The following is an 18,199-nucleotide window of genomic DNA, read 5'->3' on the forward strand; positions in this document are numbered from 1 at the left end:
ATCTAAACGTAACACTTGACAAGGCTGTGAGGAAAAGCGTATTTGCGCACGCGAACAAATCACTGACCCGTCAACTGCTTGCCCTTTATACTGTAAAAGGTAGCGGCAACCTAAGAGTGATATTATCGGCAGAAAGTTCCGCTTTATAAGCGATAACTTCTACCCCCTGACGTTGTGCGTCACTCAATAATCGTGCGTATTCCTCGTCAATATGGCGTGCTGGAGAAAAATGTTCAACGGCAGAGTGCAGGACGGCAAACAGAATTACCGCACGATCGCCGCTGGCCGCGACGCTCATTAACTCCCGCAGATGCTTTTGTCCTCGCAGGGTGACGGCATCCGGAAAGTAGCCTGACTGCTGCTCGGCGAGCGTGACCGACTTCACTTCAATATAGCAGTTGCGGCGATCCTCTGCCTGTAACAAAAAGTCAATTCTGCTACGCTCCGCACCATATTTTACTTCGCTTTTCAGCGAGCTATATCCCGTCAGTTCCGCAAGGCGATCGGCGAGAATGGCTTCTTTTGTTAATGCATTGGCTTGCTGAGTGTTGACGCAAATAAATGCACCCTGCCGGGTTTGAGTCAATTCCCAGGTATGGGCATATTTGCGCTTCAGATTTGTCGAAGTGGAATACCACACCGTATCGCCTGGTGTCGCGCAACCCGTCATCGCTCCGGTATTAGGACAATGCAATGTCAGAGTCTCTCCTTCCGGGGTAATCACGTCCGCCAGAAAACGTTTATAGCGCTGGATCAGCGTGGCGGATTTAAGCGGCGGCATAAATTCCATAGGAAATCCTTATTATTCTGTTTTAAGCGTCCAGCGGTTCAGTGGCGTGTAACGCGTGCGCCCCTGGATAAACTGCGATTCATACAGGGAAAATTCGTTGACCGGGAAAGACCAGCGAAATCCCGGTGGCGGGATCGTCACCGCACGGTTGGCGTCACGCAGCAGCGTAATATGCGGATGAAACGGTTGGGGGCTTTGATAACACCCGCTGCGCGAAGCCTGTGCGCGTAGCATATCAGCCAGTTGCAGCAACCCGCGCGGCGGCTGGCGCGAGCCGAGCCAAATCACTCTGGAGCGCAGCCACTGGCCAGCGTCATCCAGATGAAGTGTAAAACCCGGCTGGTGAATGCGCCCGGCCAGTCCTTCCAGCGCGCGTTGCTTTTCCGCGCTGATGTCGCCGAGGAATGCCAGCGTCAGATGCAGGTTTGCTGCTGCCACTGGACGTCCGGCTTCGGGCGGAAAGTGTTGCGCGCGCCAGTGAATGATCTGTGTCTGGATGTCAGCAGGCAGTTCGATGGCGAAAAACAGCCTTTTTGATTCGGCCATGGCGTGTTCTCGGTAATGAATTAGGGCGATGGTATACTAGCTGGCCTTCTTATGTGAATCCTCTGGAGCTTTTGTGTCCTCACTGCCGGTTGCTGCTGTTCTGCCAGATATCCTTGCTGCGTTACGTCCCTCTTCTCAGGTATTATTGAGCGCGCCGACCGGTGCCGGGAAATCCACCTGGCTGCCGTTACAACTGTTGCAGCAGGGGGAGGTCAATGGGCGGATTTTGCTGCTTGAGCCGCGTCGCCTTGCAGCGCGCAATGTGGCGCAGCGGCTGGCGGAACTACTGAATGAGAAACCCGGCGAGACCGTAGGTTACCGCATGCGTGCAGAAACCTGCGTAGGGCCGAACACGCGCCTCGAAGTGGTCACTGAAGGGATTCTAACGCGCCTTATCCAGCAGGATCCGGAACTGACCGGAATTGGGCTGGTGATCCTTGATGAATTCCATGAACGCAGCTTGCAGGCGGATCTGGCGCTGGCGTTGCTGCTGGATCTCCAGCAGGGGCTGCGCGACGATCTTAAACTGTTGGTGATGTCCGCCACGCTGGATAATGAACGTCTGCAAGCCCTTTTGCCGCAGGCGCCTGCTATCGTTTCTGCCGGGCGGGCATTCCCGGTCGAGCAACGATATCAGGCACTGGCAGCGCATCAGCGCTTTGATGAATCTGTGGCGCAGGTCGTTAGTGGATTGCTGCGCGAGGAACGCGGCTCTTTATTACTGTTTTTACCAGGCGTGAGCGAGATCCAACGCGTGCAAGAGCAACTGTCTGCCCGTGTCGGCAGCGATGTGCTGCTTTGCCCGCTCTATGGCGCATTGTCGCTCAGCGAGCAACGCAAGGCGATTCTGCCTGCGCCCGCCGGGCTGCGCAAAGTGGTGCTCGCCACTAATATTGCCGAAACCAGTCTGACCATCGAAGGTATTCGCCTGGTGGTGGACAGCGCGCAGGAGCGCGTGGCGCGTTTTGATCCCCGCAGCGGCTTAACCCGGTTGGTGACACAGCGTATTAGCGTGGCGTCGATGACGCAGCGCGCCGGTCGCGCCGGGCGTCTGGAAGCGGGGATTTGCGTACATTTATTAAGTAAAGAGCAGGCTGAACGTGCGGCGGCACAAAGCAGCCCGGAAATTTTGCACAGCGATTTATCCGGTCTATTGATGGAATTATTACTCTGGGGATGCCAGGATCCTGCGCAACTTTGTTGGCTGGATCTGCCTCCGGCGACTAATCTGGCGGCGGCGCGCACGTTGCTCACGCAACTGCGGGCACTGGAAGAGGGACGTTTAACGGCGTTTGGTCAGCGGATGGCCGCGCTGGGTAACGATCCGCGCCTGGCCGCAATGCTGGCGACGGCTGAAGGGGATGACGAGATCGCGACGGCGTCAATGCTGGCCGCCATCCTTGAAGAACCGCCTCGTGGCGGAAACAGTGATTTGAGCGCGGCCTTTTCGCGCACGCAGCCAAACTGGCAGCAGCGTGCGCACCAGCTTGCTCGTAGGCTGAAAAGTCGCGGAGGAGACGTGGATATCAGCGCGGTGGCACCGCTGCTTGCCGGGGCGTTTGCCGATCGTATTGCGCGCAGGCGCGGGCAGGAAGGGCGTTATCAACTGGCGAACGGTATGGGGGCGACGCTGGATGCCGACGATGCACTAAATCGCCATGAGTGGCTGCTCGCACCGTTGTTATTGCAGGGAAGTCAGTCACCGGATGCGCGCATTTTACTTGCCCTGCCGCTCGATATTGAGGTGCTGATCGCCCGCTGCCCGCAACTGTTGCAGCAATCGGATACCGTCGAATGGGACGAGGCGCAAGGCACGTTAAAAGCCTTTCGCCGCAGCCGGATTGGCCAGTTAACGGTGAAAGTGCAGCCGCTGGCTAAACCCTCAGAAGATGAACTGCATCAGGCGATGCTTAACGGCATCCGCGAGAAAGGTTTGCAGGTTCTGAACTGGACGCCGGAGGCTATGCAGTACCGTTTACGTTTACACTGCGCGGCGAAATGGCTGCCGGAAGAGGGCTGGCCAGCCGTGGATGAGGCCTCTTTACTGGAGAATCTGGAGCAGTGGTTACTGCCGCAAATGGGCGGTATCCGATCGCTGCGCGATTTAAAAGCGCTGGATGTTACGCAGGCATTACAAAACACCCTGGTATGGTCATTACGTCAACGGCTGGATAGTGAACTGCCGGGGCATTACACTGTGCCGACGGGAAGCCGGATTGCCATCCGTTATCATGAAGATAACCCACCGGCGCTGGCGGTGCGCATGCAGGAGATGTTTGGCGAAGCGGCCACACCGACGATTGCTCAAGGGCGCGTCGCGCTGGTGCTGGAGCTGCTTTCCCCGGCGCAGCGGCCGTTGCAAATTACGCGTGATTTAAGTGCATTCTGGAACGGCGCTTATCGTGAAGTGCAAAAAGAGATGAAAGGGCGCTATCCGAAACATGTTTGGCCGGACGATCCGGCGAATACTGCGCCGACCCGGCGTACGAAGAAGTATTCGTAAGCCCGGCTGAGCAGCGCGGTGCGCTAAAAATTGAGAGATTTCTTCTTCTGCCCACTGGCAAAAGAACTGAGAATCAGGCCCTTGCGCCTGAATGTTGCGGAGAGTAAAGCATGGCGGGGAATGACCGCGAGCCAATTGGACGTAAGGGGAAACCTGTGCGTCCGGCGAAAGAAAAAATCAGTCGTCGCCGACTCCGGGAAGAGGAGTACGACGATTACGACGATGATGATGATGAGGATGAAGAACCGATGCCGAAAAAAGGTAAAGGCAAAGGCGGGAAGCCACGCGGCAAACGCGGTTGGTTCTGGCTGCTGTTGAAAATTTTCATCATTTTAGCCGTGCTGTGCGCTATTTATGGCGTTTATCTGGATCAAAAAATCCGCGCCCGTATCGATGGTAAAGTGTGGCAGTTGCCGGCTGCGGTTTATGGTCGCATGGTCAACCTTGAGCCGGATATGGCGATCAGCAAGAACGAAATGGTAAAACTGCTGGAAGCCACGCAGTACCGCCAGGTGACGAAGATGACGCGTCCCGGCGAGTTTACCGTGCAGGCGAAAAGCATTGAGATGATCCGTCGCCCGTTTGATTTCCCGGACAGCAAAGAGGGGCAGGTGCGCGCGCGGCTGACCTTTGACGGCGATCGTCTGGAAACCATCGAGAACATGGACAGTAATCGCCAGTTCGGTTTCTTCCGTCTCGACCCGCGCCTTATTACGATGCTCTCTTCACCGAATGGTGAGCAGCGTCTGTTCGTGCCGCGTAACGGTTTCCCGGACCTGCTGGTGGATACGTTGCTGGCGACCGAAGACCGTCATTTCTATGAACATGACGGTATCAGCTTCTATTCCATTGGCCGTGCAGTACTAGCCAACCTGACCGCCGGACGCACGGTGCAAGGGGCAAGTACGCTGACGCAGCAGTTGGTGAAGAACCTGTTCCTCAGTAGCGAACGGTCATACTGGCGTAAAGCCAACGAAGCCTATATGGCGCTGATTATGGATGCCCGCTACAGCAAGGATCGTATTCTTGAACTGTATATGAACGAGGTTTACCTCGGTCAGAGCGGCGACAATGAGATCCGTGGCTTCCCACTGGCGAGCCTCTACTATTTTGGCCGTCCGGTGGAAGAGCTGAGTCTCGATCAGCAGGCGTTGCTGGTGGGGATGGTGAAAGGGGCGTCGGTTTATAACCCGTGGCGTAACCCGAAACTGGCACTGGAGCGTCGTAACCTGGTGTTGCGTCTGCTGCAAGAGCAAAACGTCATCGATCAGGAACTGTATGACATGCTGAGCGCTCGTCCGCTGGGCGTACAGCCGCGTGGCGGGGTGATTTCACCTCAACCGGCGTTTATGCAGATGGTGCGTCAGGAGTTGCAGGCGAAGCTCGGCGATAAAGTGAAAGATCTCTCCGGCGTGAAGATTTTCACTACCTTTGATTCTGTTGCGCAGGATGCGGCAGAAAAAGCCGCTGTGGAAGGTATTCCGGCGCTGATCAAGCAGCGCAAACTGAGCGATCTTGAAACAGCAATGGTGGTGGTAGACCGCTATACCGGCGAAGTTCGGGCTATGGTTGGTGGCGCGACGCCGCAATTCGCAGGTTATAACCGTGCTATGCAGGCGCGCCGCTCTATTGGTTCACTGGCGAAACCGGCAACCTATCTGACGGCGCTGAGCCAGCCGAATGTGTACCGCCTCAACACCTGGATTGCCGATGCGCCAATCTCTTTGCGGTTGTCGAATGGACAGGTCTGGGCGCCGCAGAACGATGATCGCCGTTTCAGCGGCCAGGTGATGCTGGTGGATGCGCTGACACGTTCGATGAACGTGCCGACGGTAAACCTCGGGATGGCGGTTGGTCTGCCAGCGGTAACGGATACCTGGCTGAAACTGGGCGCGCCGAAAGATCAGCTCACCGGAATGCCGTCGATGCTGCTCGGTGCGCTAAACCTGACGCCGATTGAAGTGGCTCAGGCGTTCCAGACCATCGCCAGCGGCGGTAACCGCGCGCCGCTTTCCGCATTGCGTTCAGTGATTGCGGAAGACGGTACGGTGCTGTATCAGAGCTTCCCGCAGGCCGAACGTGCAGTTCCGGCACAGGCGGCTTACATGACGCTGTGGACCATGCAACAGGTGGTTCTGCGCGGTACGGGACGCCAGTTGGGCGCGAAATATCCGGGTCTGCATCTGGCTGGCAAAACCGGTACCACTAACAATAACGTTGATACCTGGTTTGCCGGTATCGACGGACGCGAAGTGACCATTACCTGGGTTGGCCGCGATAATAACCAGCCGACGAAGCTTTATGGTGCAAGCGGTGCAATGGCGATTTATCAGCGTTACCTGGAAAACCAGTCGCCGATCCCGCTGGATCTGACGCCGCCGGAAGACATCACCACAATGGGTGTCGACGACATGGGCAACTTTGTCTGCGGCGGTGGCGGTTCGCGTTCACTGCCGGTCTGGACAACCAGCCCGGATACGCTGTGCCAGCAGAATCAGGTACAGCCGCAAACTGGCAATCCGTTTGATCAGTCAACGCAGCCGCAGCAGCCGCAACAACAGCAACCTCAGCAACAGCCGCAGCAACAGCAGAAAAGCGATGGCGTCGCAGGTTGGATCAAAGAGATGTTTGGCAGTAATTAACCCTGAAAACTCCGGTCGTAAGGCCGGGGTTTTTTCATTTTCGCTATGGCAAACGTTCAGATAGCGACCTCTTAAACACCTTTTAACCCCGTGTTTTTTATCTGGTTATTTCTTAATCCCCCTGGCGTCCTCGCGCAGCTTACTGCTTGCTATGCGCGCAATGCTTCACATATTATGTTTCGCTCATAATAATAATTATCGTTTACGTTATCGTTAATTCATTGATTCAGAGATAAACCAATGGCGCGTCTAAAAACTGCTCAGTTAGCCAACACTTCGGCGCAGGTACCTGAACATATGGCGTCACTGTGGGGCGACTACACCTTCTACAACGGCGCGTTATCTGGTCTGACATTAGGAACCGGCAGATACCTCACCAGTTCAAGCTGTGGCGGTCTGGCGAACATCTTTAAGGTGGGCAGCTACACGGTTGTTGATGCACTGGTGCGCTACGCTTTGGCGCGTGTTAGCCTGGCGGGCTCCAACGTCGCGCTTCACGTGAATGATCTGCTCGATCATGAATGCGTTGCCAGTTGCTTCAGCAAGTACGGCTGCTTCTGGGGCGCAGAACGTCAGGTGGTGACGACCACCAGCTTCCGCTTCTAATCTTTCATCGGGCACGGTTCGCCGTGCTCTTTTATAAGTTGGCAATCATGCAGGAAAACAGATCGCTTCCCGATACCACCTTTCAACTGACCAAGGTTGCTTTTAGCGTGCCTGGACGTACGTTGCTGCATCCTCTCTCCCTGACGTTTCCGATGGGGAAAGTCACCGGCCTGATTGGCCATAATGGCTCGGGCAAATCCACGCTGCTGAAAATGCTCGGCCGCCATCAGCCGCCTTCTGCTGGCGACATTCTGCTCGATGGGCAACCGCTGGAGAGCTGGAACAGCAAGGCGTTTGCCCGCAAAGTGGCTTATCTGCCGCAGCTGCTGCCACAGGCAGAAGGGATGACGGTGCGTGAGTTGGTGGCGATTGGCCGTTACCCGTGGCACGGTGCGCTGGGGCGTTTTGGCGTAGCCGACAGAGAAAAAGTGGAAGAGGCAGTAGCGCTGGTCGGGCTCAAGCCGCTGGCGCACAGGCTGGTGGATAGCCTCTCCGGCGGAGAGCGTCAGCGGGCGTGGATTGCGATGCTGGTGGCACAGGACAGCCGCTGCCTGTTGCTGGATGAACCGACCTCGGCGCTGGATGTCGCACATCAGGTTGATGTGCTGGCGCTGGTGCACTGCTTAAGCCAGCAGCGTGGGTTGACGGTGATTGCTGTGCTGCACGATATCAATATGGCGGCGCGTTACTGTGACTATCTGGTGGCGCTGCGTGGTGGTGAAATGATTGCCGAAGGGACTCCGGACGCGCTGATGCGTGCTGATACTCTTGAACATATTTATGGTATCCCGATGGGCATCCTGCTGCATCCGGCGGGTGCGGCACCAGTGAGTTTTGTCTACTAATGGCCGATCAACACTCGATTAGCCGTCGTCGCTTACTGACAGCGATGGCGCTCTCTCCTCTGCTGTGGCACTTGCGCAGCGCTCGTGCGGCAACCGTTGATCCGTACCGTATTGTGGCGCTGGAATGGCTACCGGTGGAGTTGCTGTTGGCGCTGGGCATCACGCCATATGGTGTTGCTGATGTTCATAATTACAACCTATGGGTTAACGAACCGTCGCTGCCCGCTTCGGTGATTGACGTCGGTCTGCGTACCGAACCGAACCTCGAATTACTCACGCAGATGAAACCCTCGCTACTGGTTTGGTCGGCGGGGTACGGCCCGGATGAGGCCAAACTGGCGAAGATCGCCCCTGGGCGCGGTTTTACCTTCAGCGACGGTAAACAACCGTTGGCGCTGGCCCGACGTTCGCTGAACGAAATGGCGCAAATGCTGAATCTGGAAGCCGCAGCAAAAAAACATCTCGATCAGTTTGATGCGCTAATTAACGGGATAAAACCGCATTTTGCCCGGCGCGGCGATCGTCCGTTATTGATGATTACTCTGCTCGATCCACGCCATGTGTTGGTGTTTGCCGAGAATTGCCTGTTCCAGGCGGTACTTGATCAACTGGGCGTGCGCAATGCCTGGCAGGGGGAAACCACCTTCTGGGGTAGCGTGACGGTCGGTATCGACAGGTTGGCGGCGTACAAAGATGTGGATGTGCTCTGTTTCGATCACGGTAATGAACAGGATATGCGCAAGCTGATGGCGACGCCGTTGTGGCAGGCGATGCCGTTTGTCCGGGCTGGCCGATTCCAGCGCGTTCCGGCGGTCTGGTTCTATGGCGCGACACTGTCGGCGATGCACTTCACCCGCGTGCTGGATAACGCGCTGGGAGGCCGGGCATGAGTCAGCGTATTGCACGTTTACCGGCCTTTTTGTTGGCATTGCTGTTTATCGCAGCCGTCTGGCTGACCTGGAGCAACTTAAATGTTGCACTGCCGCACGCGCAGTGGAGGCAGGCGTTTCATGCTCCCGATATTAATCTGATCGATCAGATGCTGTTCCATTACAGCCTGTTGCCGCGTCTGGTCGTCTCGCTGTTGGTAGGTGCAGGGCTTGGGCTGGTTGGTGTGTTGTTCCAGCAGGTATTGCGTAACCCGCTGGCCGAACCGACCACGCTGGGCGTGGCGACCGGCGCGCAGTTGGGCATCACGATTACGACGCTATGGACAATTCCAGGCGCCTCGCAGTTTGCCGCGTTGATTGGCGCTGGCGTCGTGGGCGCGCTGGTGTTTGGCGTGGCCTGGGGAAAACGCTTGTCGCCGGTGACGCTGATCCTCTCCGGTCTGGTAGTCAGCCTCTATTGCGGCGCGATCAACCAGTTGCTGGTGCTGTTTCACCACGATCAATTGCAAAGCATGTTTTTGTGGAGCACCGGAACGCTGACGCAAACCGACTGGCGCGTGGCACAAAGTCTGTGGCCGCAGTTAGTCGGCTGCACTGTGCTGACGTTGCTGTTGCTGCGCCCGCTCACACTGATGGGACTGGACGATGGCGTTGCGCACAATCTGGGGCTTGCGTTGTCGATGGCGCGACTGGCCGCACTGACGCTGGCGATTGTTCTAAGCGCGTTGTTGGTGAATGCGGTGGGGATTATCGGTTTTATCGGCCTGTTCGCGCCGCTGCTGGCAAAAATGTTCGGCGCACGTCGTTTGCTGGCGCGTCTGTTATTAGCGCCGCTGATTGGCGCACTGATCCTCTGGCTCTCCGATCAGATCATCTGGTGGTTGACGCGGGTGTGGATGGAAGTCTCCACCGGTTCGATCACCGCGCTGATTGGCGCACCACTGCTGCTGTGGCTGTTGCCGCGTCTGCGGAGTATGAATACGCCCGCCATGGATGCCTGGGACAATGTTGCGACTGAACGTCAGCAGGTGCAGTGGTTTGCGCTGGGTGGGCTGGTGGTGCTGTTGCTGGTGATGTGGGCGGCGCTGGCTTTTGGTCGCGATGCGCAAGGCTGGCACTGGGCCAGCGGTACGCTGTTGCAGGAGTTACTGCCGTGGCGCTGGCCGCGCATTATTGCCGCGCTGACCGCTGGGGTGATGCTGGCTGTCGCCGGTTGCATTATTCAGCGCCTGACCGGTAACCCGATGGCCAGCCCGGAAGTATTAGGGATCAGCTCTGGTGCCGCCTTTGGCGTGGTGCTGATGCTGCTCTTCGTTCCCGGTAATGCGTTTGGCTGGTTGATGCCTGCCGGGAGCCTTGGCGCGGCGCTGACGCTGTTGATCATTATGATCGCCGCCGGGCGCGGCGGATTCTCGCCGCACCGCATGCTGCTGGCGGGGATGGCGCTCAGTACCGCCTTCACCATGCTGCTGATGATGTTGCAGGCCAGCGGGGATCCGCGTATGGCGGCGATCCTGACGTGGATTTCCGGTAGTACTTATAACGCCTCGGGCGAGCAAGTGCTGCGTAGTGGCGTGATGATGGTGATCCTGCTGGCATTGACACCGCTTTGCCGTCGCTGGCTGATGATTTTACCGCTCGGCGGCGATACGGCGCGCGCGGTTGGTCTGGCGCTGACATCTTCACGCATCGCGTTGTTGTTGCTGGCTGCGGCATTGACGGCTACCGCGACGATGACCATAGGCCCGTTGAGTTTTGTGGGGCTGATGGCGCCACATATCGCGCGGATGATGGGATTCCGTCGTACGATGCCGCATATCGTTATTTCGGGGCTGGTTGGGGGAATATTGCTGGTGTTTGCTGACTGGTGCGGACGGATGCTGATGTTTCCGTTCCAGATCCCGGCGGGATTGCTGTCGACGTTTATCGGCGCGCCGTACTTTATCTATTTGCTAAGAAAGCAGAGCCGCTAATCTTTTCCCTCTCCCCACCGGGGAGAGGGCTGTTACAGGCCGGGTAAGGCGCGTCCGCCATCCGGCAAAAAACATTACAGCTTCGCGAAAACGCGGCGTGCGGCATCGATAGTGTTATCGATATCCTCTTCACTGTGCGCTACAGACATAAAGCCCGCTTCAAACGCTGATGGCGCAAGATAGACACCTTCTTCCAGCATCAGATGGAAGAAACGCTTAAAGCGTTCAACGTCGCATTTCACCACATCCTGATAGCAGGTAACGGCTGGCGCATCGGTAAAGAACACACCAAACATGCCGCCTACGTGGTTAACGACCAGCGGAATGCCCGCCTGCTGCGCAGCTTCTAACAGACCGTCGGCCAGTTGCGTGGTCAGCTCGGTTAGCGTGGAGTGAACGCCCGGCTGCGCCACTTCGGTCAGGCAGGCATAGCCCGCTGCCATCGCAATCGGGTTGCCAGAGAGTGTTCCGGCCTGATAGACCGGGCCGGTCGGCGCCAGTACGTCCATCACCTCACGGCGACCACCAAACGCACCTACAGGCATGCCGCCGCCGATAATTTTACCCAGACAGGTCAGATCCGGCTCCACGCCGTAATAAGCCTGTGCGCCTGCCAGCGCAACGCGGAAACCCGTCATCACTTCGTCAATGATCAACAGCGCGCCGAATTCATCGCACAGCGCGCGCAGGCCCGGCAGAAATTCTGGCTGCGGCGGTACGCAGTTCATGTTGCCGGCAACCGGCTCAACGATGATACAGGCGATATCCTTAGGATACTGTTCGAAAGCCGCGCGGACGGAATCGAGATCGTTATAGGTGCAGGTCAGCGTGTGTTTGGCAAAATCGGCCGGAACGCCCGGCGAGTTCGGCTGGCCTAAGGTTAACGCGCCGGAACCGGCTTTCACCAGCAGGCAGTCGGCATGGCCGTGGTAGCAACCTTCGAATTTGATGATTTTGTCGCGGCCGGTAAAACCGCGCGCCAGGCGGATGGCGCTCATGGTGGCTTCCGTACCGGAGTTCACCATACGTACCATATCCATGGTGGGTACCAGTTCGGTCACCAGTGCGGCCATTTTGACTTCCATCTCCGTTGGTGCGCCAAAGCTCAGACCACGACTGGCAGCCTCAATAACAGCGTTGCGAATGGCCGGATGGTTGTGTCCAAGCACCATAGGTCCCCAGGAACCGACATAATCGATATAAGCTTTACCGTCAGCGTCATACAAATAAGCACCGTCAGCATGCTCGATAAACAGCGGCGTACCACCGACACCGGTAAAGGCGCGTACCGGTGAATTGACTCCGCCGGGGATCAGTTCGCGCGCTGCGTTAAAGAGTTCTTCAGACTTACTCATCTTTCATTCCTGGTTCGTGGAAAATTCAATGCCGGTCATTCTATGTGATTACGCGAATGTTATGAAAGTTTTGCCTGGATGAAACGACATATTTTGCAGGACATTCCCCCGCGACGCGGCGGCAGTCGCTGGTTACAATACTTCTTTTGTATGATCTATAGAAAATCAGATGCAAGCAGAGACCCCTTCATTCGAACAACAACAAGTTGAGTTGCGCCGCCGACGGAATATTGTCCGCCAGATGCTGCAACGCGATAAAACGCCGCTGGCAATTTTAGTGGTGGCCGCAATAGCCGGTGCGCTGACGGGTTTGGTTGGCGTAGCGTTTGAGAAAGCTGTCAACACGGTGCTGAACGTACGTATCGGCGCGCTGGGGCAAGTGGCGAACAGTGCGCTGGTCTGGCCGATGGCGTTTATCGGTTCGGCGTGTCTGGCGATGATTGGCTACTGGCTGGTACGGCGCTTTGCGCCGGAGGCGGGCGGTTCCGGTATCCCCGAAATTGAAGGTGCACTGGAAGAACTACGCCCGGTGCGCTGGTGGCGCGTGCTGCCAGTGAAATTCATCGGTGGCATGGGAACGCTGGGTGCGGGTATGGTGCTGGGGCGTGAAGGGCCGACGGTGCAGATCGGTGGCAATATTGGACGAATGGTGGGCGATCTGTTTCGCCTGCGCAGCGGTGAAGCCCGCCATACGTTGCTGGCGACCGGTGCAGCAGCAGGACTTTCAGCAGCCTTTAACGCACCGCTGGCGGGCATCCTGTTTATCATTGAAGAGATGCGCTCGCAGTTTCACTACAACCTGATCTCGATTAAAGCGGTGTTTACCGGTGTGATTATGTCGAGCATTGTGTTCCGGTTATTTAACGGTGAAGCGGCGGTGATCGATGTCGGCAAACTCAGCAATGCGCCAGTGAACACGTTATGGCTCTATCTGCTGTTGGGGATGGTGTTTGGTTGTGTCGGGCCGCTGTTTAATGCCTTAGTGCTGCGTACCCAGGATCTGTTTCTGCGGCTTCATGGCGGGCACATCGGGATGTGGGTATTGATTGGTGGTATCGTTGGTGGCGCATGCGGTGTTTTGGGGCTGGTTGCACCGGCACTTTTCGGTGGCGGTTTTGCCCTAATCCCGATAGCAACGGCGGGCAATTATACTATGGGCATGCTGTTGTTCATTTTCCTTGCCCGCGTTGTCACTACATTGCTCTGTTTTAGTTCCGGCGCACCGGGCGGTATTTTCGCGCCAATGCTGGCGCTGGGCACGGTGCTGGGGATGGCGTTCGGCAGTGCGAGCGCGATTTTCTTCCCGCATTATCAGCTAGATGCCGGGACGTTTGCCATTGCTGGCATGGGGGCATTACTGGCGGCGTCGTTACGCGCGCCGCTGACCGGGATCGTGCTGGTTCTGGAAATGACAGACAACTATCAGCTTATATTGCCAATGATCATTACCTGCCTTGGTGCGACACTGTTAGCGCAGTTTCTTGGCGGTAAACCGCTCTATTCCGCTATTCTGGCACGTACGCTTGCCAGGCAATCTGCCAGCACGGAGCATCATATGGAGCGGGAGAATACTTGAACGATTTAGTTGCATACTGGATAATAGCCGAAAAGATCGGGTTAATATTTGCCCAGATCGCAGTATCAATTGGGAGTAAGACATGAGTGATGACGTAGCGTTGCCGCTGGAGTTTACCGACGCAGCAGCCAACAAAGTAAAGAACCTGATTGCGGACGAAGATAACCCGAATCTGAAGCTGCGTGTCTACATCACCGGTGGTGGTTGCAGCGGCTTCCAGTACGGTTTTACCTTTGATGACCAAATCAATGATGGTGATATGACCATTGAGAAACAGGGCGTTGGCCTGGTGGTTGACCCGATGAGCCTGCAATATCTGGTAGGCGGCTCGGTAGATTATACCGAAGGCCTGGAAGGTTCCCGTTTCGTGGTAACTAACCCGAATGCAACCAGCACCTGCGGCTGTGGTTCCTCTTTCAGTATCTGAGAACCGTTTGTTGCCTGTAGAAAAGCCGCGTTTATCGACGCGGCTTTTTGTTTTCACCAATTCTGGAGTGCCTGTCATTGGCTCTGCGTCGCGTCATACTAATTAACGAACTGCCAATAGCAGAACAATCTGCTACTGAGGCGCTAATCAGGCTACCAATCAGCGCCCGGAATCATCCAGTGCAAAGGTTGGTAACTTCAGGTGCCAGCGAATTGCCGCCAGGCGAATAACCAGCGTCACCACCATGCCCAGCATACTGGCGGTTTCCAGCGGTATGGCAAAGAAGTAAAATGCCGTGGCGTGAACAATCCCCCCGGCGATACAGGCCGTCGCGTAGATTTCGGTGCGCAGGATCATCGGCACTTCGCGCGCCAGTACATCGCGAATAATCCCGCCGCCAACGCCGGTCAATACGCCCATACAGATAGCGATAAGCGGTCCGGTTTCGGCGATAAAGGCTTTGTTGACGCCAATACCGACAAAAACCGCTAATCCCACTGCATCCAGTACTGGCAGGATCCATTTGGGCAAACGCCGGGGCTGACGCACAAGCACAATCGTCAACATGCAGGTCACCATGGCGACGACGAGATCGGTTGGATCTTTCACCCAGAATACCGGGCCGTGCGCCAATGCCATATCGCGGATGGTCCCGCCGCCAACCGCCGTCACAACGCCAAGCACCAGCACGCCGAAGGGGTCCATACGTAATTTCCCGGCCAGCAAAACGCCCGAGATCGCAAACACGGCGGTGCCAATAATATCCAGCCAGTAAACCAGCATGGTTGATTCCCCAGTTATTTCACCTGCGCAAGGGCAGTACAGAGTTGTTGAGCGGCAAGGATAATACGCGGGCTTGCCCGTTCAAACCAGTCACCGTGCAGAGAAATAATCGGTACATTCAGCTGTTTTTGCCAGAACTGTTCAATTTTGGGGATTTCATCCGGTTCTCCCGCCACAACAATCGCCTGAGGCTGCCGCGCAAGCACCTGTTCACGGCTTACCTGCGGCCACGGCACATGGCTGGCAGCGAAAATATTCTCCCCGCCGCAAAGCTCCAGAACCTCGTTCTGAATTGACCCTTTTCCGCTGGTAAACAGCGGTTGCGCGCCAAATTGCAGAAAGACCCGTTTTTTGGGCTGGCTGGCATAGCGGGATTTTAGCGTCTGGTATTCAGCAAGCAGATGTTGAGCCGCTTGTTCTGCCTGTTGCGGCCTTGGGCTGTAGAGTGCCAGCTTATGCAGCGTATCTGCCACCTGCTCAATGGTAATGTTATCCACCCACATTACGGTGATACCGAACTGTTTTAGCTGGTTGACCTGACGTTCCGTATTGCCACCGCGCCATGCCAGGACCAGATCGGGCTTCAGCGCGACAATACGTTCGAGGTTGATGCCTTGCCAGCTGGCGACCTGCTCAATTTTTGCCGCTGTGGAGGGGTAATCAGAATAGCTGCTGACAGCTACGGGAGTGATGCCTGCGGCAAATGCAAGTTCTGTATTGGCCGGAGAGAGGGAAATGACGCGCGGCGCGGCGAACAACCACGCCGGTATCAGAACAAGCAGGGCGGCAAGCACCCTGAAAAAGTGATTAACCACGAGCCAGTTTCTGCACCAGAGTTTCAACCATCAGGCTGGACTGCTTCGCCGCCACAGCCAGGAATTCATCAAAGCTGAGATGAGACTGCTGATCGGCAACGTCTGAGATGGCGCGCACAACAACAAACGGAATGCCATAGTTGTGGCAAACGTGAGCAATGGCGGTGGCTTCCATTTCTACGGCAATCGCCTGCGGGAAGTTATGACGGATTTTTGCCAGGCCAACGGAGCCGTTAATAAAGGCATCACCACTGACAATCAGCCCGCGCACAGCATGCAGATCCAGCTCACTGATGCAGGCCTCCGCCGCAGCAATCAGTTTGTCATCGGCTTTAAACCCTACAGGGCAGCCAGGAAGCTGACCATACTCATAACCGAATGCTGTGACATCGGCATCGTGATAACGCGCCTCGTCAGATACCACGATATCGCCCACTTTCAGCGTCGATGCAAGGCCACCAGCGGAACCGGTATTGATAATCACGTCCGGATGGCAACGTTCCAGCAGCAGGGTCGCGCCCATCGCTGCGGCAACTTTACCAATGCCAGATTTCAGCAGCGCGATGTCTGTGCCATTCAGCGTACCGGTGTAGATTTCGCTGCCGCCAACGTTGAACGTTTGACGGTTTTCGATTTTGTCACGCAGCAGCGTAACTTCTTCTTCCATTGCACCAATAATGCCAATTTTCATGGAGATACTCGCTAATGTGATAGGACAGAATTACGTTTCCAGGGCATAGTCTATCATGGCATACAGGATTGTAATGATATCCCGTGACGCTTCGCACAGGAGAGGAAATGGCAGAGATCGATTTTCGCAACAAGATAAACTGGCGCCGCCGCTATCGTTCGCCGCAGGGGGTGAAAACTGAACGTGAAATTCTGCGTATTTTTGAAAGCGATCGCGGGCGGATTATCAACTCTCCTGCTATCCGGCGCTTGCAGCAAAAAACCCAGGTTTTTCCGCTGGAGCGAAATGCGGCGGTTCGTACGCGATTGACGCACTCTCTGGAAGTACAGCAAGTGGGGCGCTATATCGCCAAAGAGATCCTTAGCCGTCTGAAAGAGCAGCACCTGCTGGAAACTTACGGTCTGGATGAGTTGACCGGGCCCTTCGAGAGTATCGTCGAAATGGCCTGTCTGATGCACGATATCGGCAACCCGCCATTCGGTCATTTTGGCGAAGCGGCCATTAATGACTGGTTCCGCCAGCGTTTGTCACCGGATGATGCTGTTGGACAGCCATCATCTGATGATCGCTGCGAAGTGGTGGCGTTACGTCTGCGCGAAGGGGAAGATGAACTTAACGCGCTGCGCAGCAAGGTACGTCACGATTTAAGTCATTTTGAAGGTAATGCACAGGGTATTCGTCTGGTGCATACATTAATGCGAATGAATCTGACCTGGGCGCAGGTGGGCTGTATTTTAAAATATACCCGTCCGGCGTGGTGGGTAGGAGAACCGCCAGTTTCGCACAGTTATTTAATGAAAAAACCGGGTTATTATTTTTCCGAGGAAGCGTATGTTGCGCGCTTACGTAAAGAATTAGATCTTGATATTTACAGCCGCTTTCCTTTGACGTGGATAATGGAGGCCGCCGACGATATCTCTTACTGTGTCGCCGATCTGGAAGATGCCGTTGAGAAACGTATTTTCACTGCCGAGCAACTTTACCAACACCTTTATGATGCCTGGGGGCAACATGAAAAAGGCTCGCTGTTTGCTCAGGTTGTCGAAAATGCGTGGGATAAATCCCGTGTTAATTCCCTGAGCCGCAGCGCAGAAGATCAGTTCTTCATGTATTTGCGTGTGAATACACTGAATAAACTGGTGCCTTATGCAGCACAACGATTCATTGATAATCTACCGGAAATTTTCAGCGGAAAATTCAACTATGCTTTGCTGGAGGATGATAGCGACTTCAGCCAACTACTTGAATTATATAAAAATGTCGCCATTAAAAAAGTATTCAGTCATCCGGATGTCGAGCAACTGGAATTACAGGGGTATCGCGTGATTAGTGGGCTTCTCGAAATTTACCGCCCATTGTTGCAATTATCACTGGCGGATTTTACCGAGCTGGTGGAAAAAGAACGTTTGCGTCGCTTCCCGATAGAATCACGCCTGTTTCATAAGCTTTCTACGCGCCATCGGCTCGCATATGTTGAGGCGGTCAGCAAATTATCACCCGATGCTTTGACGTATCCGGTGCTGGAGTATTATCACCGTTGTCGGTTAATTCAGGACTATATTAGCGGTATGACAGATCTATATTCATGGGACGAATATAGACGGATGATGGCCGTGGAATAACCTGTTTGAATTGTAAAGGCCGTCAATAAATTTTTACTTTTTCCAGACACTTGATTTCTGAACTTCAGGCTATAAATCGACTCTGAGTGATACATACACAGCAGTTTGAGTTAATTTGTAATGAGATTGAGAGAC

Annotated in this window: 14 protein-coding genes and 1 pseudogene; 9 read left to right on the plus strand and 6 right to left on the minus strand. The window is 55.5% G+C overall.

Translation table 11 applies throughout. The annotated features are described in order from the left end of the window. Positions 1 to 85: 85 nt before the first annotated feature. Both sfsA and thpR read right to left on the minus strand, forming a co-directional pair. A complete protein-coding gene (gene sfsA, locus GA0061070_RS01050; protein ID WP_090132888.1) occupies positions 86 to 790 on the minus strand; it encodes a DNA/RNA nuclease SfsA in 705 nt (234 codons plus the stop codon). Positions 791 to 802: 12 nt separating this feature from the next. Beyond that, the gene (thpR, locus tag GA0061070_RS01055; RefSeq protein WP_090132891.1) at positions 803 to 1,336 is read right to left on the minus strand and encodes an RNA 2',3'-cyclic phosphodiesterase; all 534 of its coding nucleotides are present in this window, start codon (positions 1,334 to 1,336) and stop codon (positions 803 to 805) included. Between the two features lie 73 nt (positions 1,337 to 1,409). On the opposite strand from thpR, the gene hrpB reads away from it, so the two are divergent. The 6 genes and pseudogenes from hrpB (at position 1,410) to fhuB (ending at position 10,795) form a co-directional block, all read left to right on the plus strand. Continuing rightward, positions 1,410 to 3,839: an ATP-dependent helicase HrpB gene (gene hrpB, locus GA0061070_RS01060; RefSeq protein ID WP_090132893.1), complete on the plus strand. Its 2,430-nt coding sequence runs from the start codon at positions 1,410 to 1,412 to the stop codon at positions 3,837 to 3,839. Positions 3,840 to 3,949: 110 nt separating this feature from the next. Next, positions 3,950 to 6,481, plus strand: coding sequence for a bifunctional glycosyl transferase/transpeptidase (mrcB, locus tag GA0061070_RS01070; RefSeq protein ID WP_090132895.1), 2,532 nt, complete (start codon positions 3,950 to 3,952; stop codon positions 6,479 to 6,481). A gap of 270 nt (positions 6,482 to 6,751) precedes the next feature. After that, positions 6,752 to 7,087 (plus strand): annotated as a pseudogene (locus tag GA0061070_RS01075) (TonB-dependent receptor domain-containing protein); the annotation flags it as partial. A 47-nt stretch (positions 7,088 to 7,134) separates the two neighbouring features. Further along, positions 7,135 to 7,932: a Fe3+-hydroxamate ABC transporter ATP-binding protein FhuC gene (fhuC, locus tag GA0061070_RS01080; RefSeq protein ID WP_090132998.1), complete on the plus strand. Its 798-nt coding sequence runs from the start codon at positions 7,135 to 7,137 to the stop codon at positions 7,930 to 7,932. Continuing rightward, complete coding sequence (gene fhuD, locus GA0061070_RS01085; protein ID WP_090132897.1) at positions 7,932 to 8,822, plus strand: Fe(3+)-hydroxamate ABC transporter substrate-binding protein FhuD; 891 nt, start codon at positions 7,932 to 7,934, stop codon at positions 8,820 to 8,822. Before fhuC ends, fhuD begins: the two co-directional genes overlap by 1 nt. Continuing rightward, a complete protein-coding gene (gene fhuB / locus GA0061070_RS01090; RefSeq protein ID WP_090132899.1) occupies positions 8,819 to 10,795 on the plus strand; it encodes a Fe(3+)-hydroxamate ABC transporter permease FhuB in 1,977 nt (658 codons plus the stop codon). Before fhuD ends, fhuB begins: the two co-directional genes overlap by 4 nt. A gap of 74 nt (positions 10,796 to 10,869) precedes the next feature. On the opposite strand, the gene hemL is transcribed toward fhuB, so the two are convergent. Then, entirely contained in the window at positions 10,870 to 12,150 is a 1,281-nt protein-coding gene (gene hemL / locus GA0061070_RS01095; protein ID WP_090132901.1) for a glutamate-1-semialdehyde 2,1-aminomutase, read from the minus strand. Positions 12,151 to 12,319: 169 nt separating this feature from the next. Here hemL and clcA point away from each other — a divergent pair, with 169 nt between their 5' ends. Continuing rightward, positions 12,320 to 13,726 (plus strand): H(+)/Cl(-) exchange transporter ClcA, encoded by a 1,407-nt coding sequence (gene clcA, locus GA0061070_RS01100; protein WP_090132903.1) that lies wholly within the window; start codon positions 12,320 to 12,322, stop codon positions 13,724 to 13,726. An 82-nt stretch (positions 13,727 to 13,808) separates the two neighbouring features. Further along, complete coding sequence (gene erpA / locus GA0061070_RS01105; RefSeq protein WP_007373210.1) at positions 13,809 to 14,153, plus strand: iron-sulfur cluster insertion protein ErpA; 345 nt, start codon at positions 13,809 to 13,811, stop codon at positions 14,151 to 14,153. Positions 14,154 to 14,312: 159 nt separating this feature from the next. Here the strand turns inward: erpA and GA0061070_RS01110 are convergent, their stop codons facing one another. From GA0061070_RS01110 to mtnN, 3 genes are read right to left on the minus strand one after another with little or no spacing between them, the layout of a single operon-like run. After that, positions 14,313 to 14,936 carry a TRIC cation channel family protein gene (locus GA0061070_RS01110; RefSeq protein WP_090132905.1) on the minus strand — a complete coding sequence of 208 codons (624 nt, stop codon included), beginning with the start codon at positions 14,934 to 14,936 and terminating at the stop codon, positions 14,313 to 14,315. A 14-nt stretch (positions 14,937 to 14,950) separates the two neighbouring features. Further along, positions 14,951 to 15,751 carry a vitamin B12 ABC transporter substrate-binding protein BtuF gene (gene btuF, locus GA0061070_RS01115; RefSeq protein ID WP_090132907.1) on the minus strand — a complete coding sequence of 267 codons (801 nt, stop codon included), beginning with the start codon at positions 15,749 to 15,751 and terminating at the stop codon, positions 14,951 to 14,953. Further along, on the minus strand, positions 15,744 to 16,442 hold the full coding sequence (gene mtnN, locus GA0061070_RS01120) for a 5'-methylthioadenosine/S-adenosylhomocysteine nucleosidase (RefSeq protein WP_090132909.1): 699 nt from the start codon (positions 16,440 to 16,442) through the stop codon (positions 15,744 to 15,746). The genes btuF and mtnN overlap by 8 nt, the downstream gene beginning before the upstream one ends. 107 nt (positions 16,443 to 16,549) lie before the next feature. Between mtnN and dgt the strand changes: the two genes are divergently transcribed. Further along, on the plus strand, positions 16,550 to 18,064 hold the full coding sequence (gene dgt, locus GA0061070_RS01125; RefSeq protein ID WP_090132911.1) for a dGTPase: 1,515 nt from the start codon (positions 16,550 to 16,552) through the stop codon (positions 18,062 to 18,064). Positions 18,065 to 18,199 lie beyond the last annotated feature (135 nt).

The sequence above is a fragment of the Kosakonia oryziphila genome (assembly GCF_900094795.1).
GTDB classification, from domain to species: domain Bacteria; phylum Pseudomonadota; class Gammaproteobacteria; order Enterobacterales; family Enterobacteriaceae; genus Kosakonia; species Kosakonia oryziphila.

What these genes read in the sequence shown, in the direction of transcription:
- sfsA (WP_090132888.1), bottom strand. Translation starts at nt 790, where the DNA reads ATGGAATTTATGCCGCCGCTTAAATCCGCCACGCTGATCCAGCGCTAT.
- fhuB (WP_090132899.1), top strand. Translation starts at nt 8,819, where the DNA reads ATGAGTCAGCGTATTGCACGTTTACCGGCCTTTTTGTTGGCATTGCTG.
- clcA (WP_090132903.1), top strand. Translation starts at nt 12,320, where the DNA reads ATGCAAGCAGAGACCCCTTCATTCGAACAACAACAAGTTGAGTTGCGC.
- GA0061070_RS01110 (WP_090132905.1), bottom strand. Translation starts at nt 14,936, where the DNA reads ATGCTGGTTTACTGGCTGGATATTATTGGCACCGCCGTGTTTGCGATC.
- mtnN (WP_090132909.1), bottom strand. Translation starts at nt 16,442, where the DNA reads ATGAAAATTGGCATTATTGGTGCAATGGAAGAAGAAGTTACGCTGCTG.
- mrcB (WP_090132895.1), top strand. Translation starts at nt 3,950, where the DNA reads ATGGCGGGGAATGACCGCGAGCCAATTGGACGTAAGGGGAAACCTGTG.
- erpA (WP_007373210.1), top strand. Translation starts at nt 13,809, where the DNA reads ATGAGTGATGACGTAGCGTTGCCGCTGGAGTTTACCGACGCAGCAGCC.
- fhuC (WP_090132998.1), top strand. Translation starts at nt 7,135, where the DNA reads ATGCAGGAAAACAGATCGCTTCCCGATACCACCTTTCAACTGACCAAG.
- thpR (WP_090132891.1), bottom strand. Translation starts at nt 1,336, where the DNA reads ATGGCCGAATCAAAAAGGCTGTTTTTCGCCATCGAACTGCCTGCTGAC.
- fhuD (WP_090132897.1), top strand. Translation starts at nt 7,932, where the DNA reads ATGGCCGATCAACACTCGATTAGCCGTCGTCGCTTACTGACAGCGATG.
- hemL (WP_090132901.1), bottom strand. Translation starts at nt 12,150, where the DNA reads ATGAGTAAGTCTGAAGAACTCTTTAACGCAGCGCGCGAACTGATCCCC.
- dgt (WP_090132911.1), top strand. Translation starts at nt 16,550, where the DNA reads ATGGCAGAGATCGATTTTCGCAACAAGATAAACTGGCGCCGCCGCTAT.